This is a genomic window from Secundilactobacillus paracollinoides DSM 15502 = JCM 11969 (genome assembly GCF_001311135.1).
GTDB classification, from domain to species: Bacteria; Bacillota; Bacilli; order Lactobacillales; family Lactobacillaceae; genus Secundilactobacillus; species Secundilactobacillus paracollinoides.
The window spans coordinates 38,504-45,928 of the sequence record NZ_BBAG01000024.1 but is presented as its reverse complement, the minus strand read 5'-3'; the positions used below and the strand labels follow the sequence as shown (position 1 = coordinate 45,928).

3 protein-coding genes, 1 pseudogene and 1 CRISPR repeat array are annotated in these 7,425 nt (G+C 35.5%); all 4 genes and pseudogenes read right to left on the bottom strand.

Annotated elements, in window-relative coordinates; translation table 11 throughout:
• Positions 1-267: 267 nt before the first annotated feature.
• A CRISPR array of direct repeats spans positions 268-1,028; the repeat unit is 36 nt; unit sequence GCTTTGAACCTCATTGATTTGATATTCATCTAAAAC.
• A 27-nt stretch (positions 1,029-1,055) separates the two neighbouring features.
• On the bottom strand, positions 1,056-1,721 hold the full coding sequence (csn2, locus tag JCM11969_RS09185; RefSeq protein ID WP_054710703.1) for a type II-A CRISPR-associated protein Csn2: 666 nt from the start codon (positions 1,719-1,721) through the stop codon (positions 1,056-1,058).
• A complete protein-coding gene (gene cas2 / locus JCM11969_RS09180; protein WP_304621840.1) occupies positions 1,718-2,023 on the bottom strand; it encodes a CRISPR-associated endonuclease Cas2 in 306 nt (101 codons plus the stop codon). Before cas2 ends, csn2 begins: the two co-directional genes overlap by 4 nt.
• Positions 2,001-2,906: a type II CRISPR-associated endonuclease Cas1 gene (gene cas1 / locus JCM11969_RS09175; RefSeq protein WP_054710697.1), complete on the bottom strand. Its 906-nt coding sequence runs from the start codon at positions 2,904-2,906 to the stop codon at positions 2,001-2,003. The genes cas2 and cas1 overlap by 23 nt, the downstream gene beginning before the upstream one ends.
• A 274-nt stretch (positions 2,907-3,180) precedes the next feature.
• Positions 3,181-7,205 (bottom strand): annotated as a pseudogene (gene cas9, locus JCM11969_RS17100) (type II CRISPR RNA-guided endonuclease Cas9); the annotation flags it as partial.
• Between the last annotated feature and the right edge of the window lie 220 nt (positions 7,206-7,425).

Genomic DNA, 7,425 nt, shown 5'->3' with positions numbered 1-7,425 from the left:
CAAATAACACGGCCGTTGTTGATCAAACAGCGGCCGTGTTTTAAATAAGTAGTTTGATATTCATCTAAAATCTAGTTGCAGATGCACTACTTATAATTCACTTTATCGAAAAAGTAGAAAAATGCAAGTGGTAGATTAAGACCTAATAATTGATTCAACACTCCTATTAATAGGTATTGAAATTGGACCAATAACTCTAGTACCAAAGTGAATAGTTTGGTTAAACCCTTCTAAAACCCAGCTCCGGCTATATCTCAAATCTAGCTCACTTTGAACCTCATTGATTTGATATTCATCTAAAACCGCCATATGGTGGAACTGCGTATCATGAGGGCTTTGAACCTCATTGATTTGATATTCATCTAAAACGTTCGTGTTTGACCTTGTGAATAAAATAATGCTTTGAACCTCATTGATTTGATATTCATCTAAAACGATAATGGCACAACAGCTATCAATACAGCAGCTTTGAACCTCATTGATTTGATATTCATCTAAAACAAACTCAACCACAAGGTTCAACTGGCGCTGGCTTTGAACCTCATTGATTTGATATTCATCTAAAACAGGACACCGCAGCTTATGTCAATGTGGACGGCTTTGAACCTCATTGATTTGATATTCATCTAAAACACGTAAACCCTGTAACCATGCGTTCTGGAGGCTTTGAACCTCATTGATTTGATATTCATCTAAAACTAACACTGTTTTTAGCGACAATGGCTGCGCGCTTTGAACCTCATTGATTTGATATTCATCTAAAACAGCCAAGTTCCTGCATGCGATTGTAAAATTGCTTTGAACCTCATTGATTTGATATTCATCTAAAACTTAATTCGGCTGCTGAATCATCAGCAACTGGCTTTGAACCTCATTGATTTGATATTCATCTAAAACTGATTCGTTGAAAGGAATGGGGAAGCAGAAGCTTTGAACCTCATTGATTTGATATTCATCTAAAACCAGCTAAGTGGATCAACAACTCGCGACTTGCTTTGAACCTCATTGATTTGATATTCATCTAAAACATTATTTACACATAAATTATTAATCTTTTATTTATGCCATAGCATAAAATCCGGGTCTATATAGTAATAGTCAGCATTCTCAAACAAACTCTTTCGTTGGTTTTCTGAGAATTCAATGAATATGCAACTCAAGTCAGTATAGGATATTACCTGACAAAATTGATTAATATCTTTCTTAGTTAAATAGTGGCTAGCATTTAAAATAATCGGGGTACGATCAATACCCAACTCCACTAGTACCTTAATCAATGTCTCTGTCTTTTCAAACGGCGACTTAATCACCTCAGAATCAAGCCTCGAACCTAATAGTTTAATTATATCTGTAATTGACGGTATCTCAACCATTAAAGGTAAATCAAACACAAAAAGATCGTTTAGTAACTGCGAGTTTAATCCCTGAACCATGTCGATTAGTTTCACCTGTTCTTCCTGACTCATTTCATCAACAACATGTTGCGAAACTTTTCTCTCAAACACCTTGTTTAAGTCAAGAGTTAGTAAATCACCATAGAAGGTACACAATTGATGTGGATCTTTCAATTCAAAATCATCCGTACTAGTTTTAATCGAATCGTTCAACTCATTTAATCCTTGAATGAAATCCCAGTAGACTTTGACGTTTCCAATATCAATGACTGTTAAACACTTACGTTTTATTGATATTGGTTTTAAAGAATAATATGTTAAGTTCATATCACTATTGTCCTTTCACCAGAATTAATAATGTCATGATTTTCTTCTCCAGCTAAAAAGTGCATGTCTTGGTATTGCTTTTCCGTCACAATGAGTGTTTGAACAAGCCCACTTTCAGGTACGTTATTTGCTATCCTCCTCTCGAGAAATTTTGCAGACTGTCTCGTCGCGCACACTCGAACGTAGACCGAATACTGCATCATATAAAAGCCTTCACGTATCAACTTTTTGCGAAAATGCCGATAATTACGTCGATCTTCTGTTGTATCTACCGGCAAATCAAATAAAACCATTAATCTCACGACTCGATACCTCATTTGGAATTGTCACCTCAACATTAATATGATTGATTTCTTGATTTAAGAAACGTAAACAATCATTTACATAGTCACCAATAATATTCCTTAAAAGTCCTTTTTTACCGTTAAAAACAAGTTCTAAATTTAGTAAATCAACGAGGCCATACTTTATATCAGGCGTAAACTCGTTAAATTTGTGAGTTGCTACCCACTGATCGATAATAGGCCTAAACGGTTCCATTAGGTCTGAGCCCAAATTATATTGGTTATCGGTTCTATCATGATGTATCCCAATGCAGGTCATATTTCCTCTAATCGTAATTTCTCGATTTATCAATGAATGAATAATTGCGTACCCATAATTAAGCGCTGCGTTTTTTTCATTTAATTCATCTCTTGAAAACCCTTTTCCAAATATAGCTGGGAAATATGCTCGGGCAGCAACTGCCTCTCTGTTACTAACGTCATTGATTTCTATTTCATTTAAAGCCGTCTCAATAATTAAGTTTGGACAGTCTAAATGCTCACACACCGCAAGTTGGTTTTTAATTTTACTAGTTACAATCAATGTCCAAAGTCTTTCAACACGCTCCTTTATCCAATTAACTTGCTGTGTAATTCTATGGGCGTTTCGCCGGGGTGAACTTGTTGTCTGAATATCACAGCTGGGATTCCCACTTTCATCGATAAAAATAATAACCGCTTGACCTCGATTTAATGCATTAATTGCAGCTGTTGTAATTACCCCTTGTAATGTGCTTAACATTAATACATCAATATCAGAAACAGGCACATGAAATCGATCTTGATCCGTTTGAATTACGATATTATTTGCAGATAATGATATCTTCGCGTGTCGAGAAACAATAATTGTTCGCCATGCCAAATAAATCAACCCCTTTATCTTTTTGCTAAATTATGATATATTTTTCTTGTTAAGTCTGATCAACTTAATAACCTCATTGATTTGATATTCAGAGTTAAAATCAAACAAGGCTTATGCCAAGTTTTCTCTTTTGAGCTCATCATTTGAGCCATTACATAAAAAGTCGGACTATCTTTTGATGGTTCGACTTTTTGAATTATTTAATCGGTACGATTCGTTCAAACAACCCAGTCGGCGACTGATGGATAATTTTACAATTCTCAGTAATCCGTAAACCGTTACTTTTTTGTAATTTTCCAAAATCTGTTTTAATGCCCATTTGTTTTAAGTTGCCTAATGTTGCATTCGCATGTAGCCCAATAAAAATCTCCTTTAAAATTGAACGCTTTCCTTTCTTCTTTTTATTGTCTGGCACATCTTTAGGAAAATCATTAATCGGTAATTGCTCGAAGGCTTTTTTACTCTTTTGCAGAGCTGCTCTAAAGCCATTCACATCATACAAATTAAAATAACTATCTACTTGCTTAAGTACATCATTGAAAATATCAAGGTATACTTTATCATCTGACTCACGATCCATTAGTTGTCTTTGCATCGATAACGGTAAAAATAATTGTTGAGAATTATGATAATACGTATCTGTTCCAAGTCTAAATCGGTGTGGACTTCCGGCAATATCATCAATCACTAACTGATCTAGTAAGACCTTGGGAATCACAACATCAAATTCAGGGATTTTTATTTCATGTGTCTTTTTATTTTCTTTACCTAATTGAGGTGCAATGACTTTTTTAAATGCTAACATAGTAGCTTTATCGCCTTGCGTCATCGCTTTCTCTATTTGCTGTACCTTATTTGTATAGATTGGCAAAACTCGAAGTTCAGATGTTTTTTTTGAATAGACTCTGACAATTGTCAAATAGGCGGCAGTCTGACCAGTGTAACCACCATAAATATCAACTGGCCGATTACGTTTGGTTGGAACCAACTTGAAACCTCCACCGTTTTGTTTTGCGTCGGTTGCCTTTAAAATTTTCTGCTTATACATTGCCCCGAAGCTTGTACGACTTTCATGGGTGATTAAAAGACGTTGATAATTATATATTTTTATCATTTTAGCTAAGTCCGACTTTTTATCCCATAGAATTTCTCCAGTACCTTCATCAACAATTGCTTTATCAGAATCAAGCGTCTTTATTAGATTGATACTTTTTAAATTTTTATGATTTTGCATATACTGACCGTACACAAAATATGGTCGCAGTTTGGGATACCTTTTATATAGATAAGTGCCGATACGCGCAGCTAGAAAAGCATCAAATGCATGATGATTATCATTTACTTCACGGATCTTAACGAGATCAAACTGTTGTCTGAATTGATGAGAAAGTGACGCTTTAATTGTGATGATTTCTGTTTGACTGTTTCCTAATAAAGCATCAAGAAGTTCAATAACTAGCTTTGTAACCTGTCTTGTTTCTACTAATTGTCGTTGAATAAAACCGGGTGCATATTTGTCAATTTCATCTGGTCTCATCGTTAGATTTTTTAATTTTCTGGCAGAAATCAGTCCCATTTCATGCCATCGTTTCCAGGTTGGCAACATGTTATTCATGTATTTATCTGAGACGAATGTAACACCTTTGTCCTCATTGGTTTTTTGACTAACAAGAACGCGATTGTCTAATGAATCATCTTTAACCAAGGATTGAGGCAATATATGATCAATATGATATAGCGATAATTTGTCAATGTTAATTGCTTTTCCTGTATAAAGATCCCGCCCACCTTGTTGGAAATACAGGAATAATTGATCTTTGATATTAGCTCGATTTTTTAAAATATCGTCTAACTCACTACGAACACTAGAATCAATGACTTCCTTATCTTCCGATTGATAAAGCTGTTGTAATTGCCTTTGGCGAGCAATTGTTTGTTGGTGACTATTTGACGTGTCACGTGCGACTTCAATAAAGATTTTTTCAGGCATATGGCCGGCTGCTGTCATCATATCTTGAACCACTCTGATAGCCTTACGCAAGGCCTTCTTATTCTGAGGAGAAGTATACAGATTAGAAATGAATTCATCCAACGATGCCAAATTCTTGCGTCCAGGTTCCCATTTGGCAGGAAGAACTTGACTCAAATTATTATTGTTTGCTGTTGCGATTTGTTCAGAAAAATCAGATTGTGCTTGAATTTCCATAAAATTATGATTAGAGTTCCACAGTTCATCTAAGATACTGTAACCATCTTTATTTTTAAAAGTTGTGAGTAATCGTAAAGACAATCGACCCCAACCACGATATCTTTTTTGAGCAAGTCTTTTCCTTTGACTGCTAGTTAACCAGTCAATTGAATCCAGTTTTTCCACAAAAATTGAGTTGTCTTCAAAAATAGTTGACCATAAAATTATTTTTTCGATATCATCAACTTTATTTCTATCTTCAAGTGCGTCAGGAATTATTTTATTGTAATCATATAACGTTGATAGTGAACTATTGAATTGTTTTTCATTAGCTAAACCACCAATCTTTGGCAAACTCATAACCTCTCCTGAGCTAACCAAAAATTTTGAACATCCTTAACCTGAACCGTTTTCTTCTTTTCAAATACGTGTGTATATACACTCTGTTTTTGTTTACGAGTAATGGGTTGCCCATCGATAGAAATCTTATTTAACTCATTTAGCACTTCAAAACGTTGATAGATTAAACTTTGTTTTGGCAATACATCCTCACCAATTAAATAAGTATCGGTAGTTGTCATTCTATCAATAAATGCAGTAGCTGACGCTGTGCGATCAATCTTTTCATCGAAGTTCCAAGGCGTTACTTCACCACTCTGTTTACGAATCATCCAGGCAAATTTACTATTCTTTGAATTGGAAGTATCTTCCTTCGCTATCATCGGTCCTACATAGTAGGGAATTCGGAATCCGACTAGCTCATCTAACTTGTATGGAAATGCAATTTGATGGTCAGCGACTGGGTTCTCCTCAGCTAACCATGGATAATATTCTTGTTGATTTTTTATAATTGTATCTAACTCTCTTTGTTGCAATTGATATGGGATTACACCATTTTCGGTTGTCCGTTGTTTTGGCAAAAAATTTCCAATCGTTATTTTAGACTTGATTTCTTGCGCTAGAGTGTCATCATCATTTTTAATTAACTTACTAAGATCACTGTAGAACTCATCAACTACCTGATGGATTTCAATATATTCTGCATAAGTGTTTTGAAGCTGGTGCTTCACTTTTGGCTTAGTGTCCCAATACTTTTTGAGCAAAACTAAATCGGACGCATGCCTATCATATTTCTGAATCATTGCTTCGGATAGGCTAAGCCCATTTGGAACTATTCCAGCCAGCGTCACACTAGAATACAATTTCTGTAGAATTGTTATTAAGGAAAAGTTCTTTTCTGAGAATGAGGGTTCAATAACGCTCATTTTTTCGTCCAATGTATCAATGCTAAAAGTCCAATCCTTTTGTTGGTCTTTTGCGATATCATTGCCGGTTATCACAAAAAATTTTGCTTTCAATCCTGTGATGGCTTTCGTAATCTCAGTTGAAACTGTTTTTAGAATTTTCGTTGTATCTTTGTCTAAATCATTTGTTGGCAACAACAATTTTGCAGCAGCTTTCTGTCGATCTGAACGTGATTGGGTACTATCCAGTAGCACTTCCTTTAATTTTTCAACGTATTGATCATTAAACTGTACCTGTTCATTACCAAAAATGCCTACTAAAATAGCATTTATTTCGTGAATGTCACTTTTTAGATCAAGATTAGAGGACTCAAAGTTCTTAGCCGCACCGTCCAGTAAAAAGTGGCCCCGGTATTTGACGATATGGTGAATAGCTAAATAAATCTCACGAATATCGAATTGGTGATCTTCATACATCAGTGCGTGACGTAAATGATAGATTGTCGGATAAAGAATCTTTCCATCCTTATCTCTTGGAATCAAAATTTCTTTCGCTAAACCGTCATAGTTAGGATCCTTTGGAGATACTGAGGATTCTTTCATCCGAGCAAAAAAAGTAGGATCTACCCGACTGATAGGTTCATCAAATATCTCTCTGAGTAACCGCAATCGCCACTTTCGGCGATTGTACCGGCGCCGTGTCGTTCTGAAACCACGCGTTTCAGCAGCCGCTTCCCCTTCTCTAAACAAATGTGCACCAATTGCCCGCTTCCCTTTGATATTTAGTGGCCAACCGTTTTCATCAACCCCGACAAATCCGATTGAGCTGGTACCAATATCTAAGCCAATGCTATATTTCTTATCCATAGATAGACGCTCCTTTAATCATTTGATTTTATCCTAATACGAAACCGATACCATTCATAGCTTTATTTTATTAACACCTATATACCCGTCACATACATGTAATAGTGTATTATAGGACTAGACCATTATCCACAAATAATTACATGAGAACTGAGGCTTCAATACCGACCGATTTTTAATCTCATCCAAAGTTTTTTACCAAACACATTGCAATTCACTG

Coding starts and splice junctions, on each gene's coding strand:
- csn2 (WP_054710703.1), bottom strand. CDS start 1,721: ATGAACTTAACATATTATTCTTTAAAACCAATATCAATAAAACGTAAG.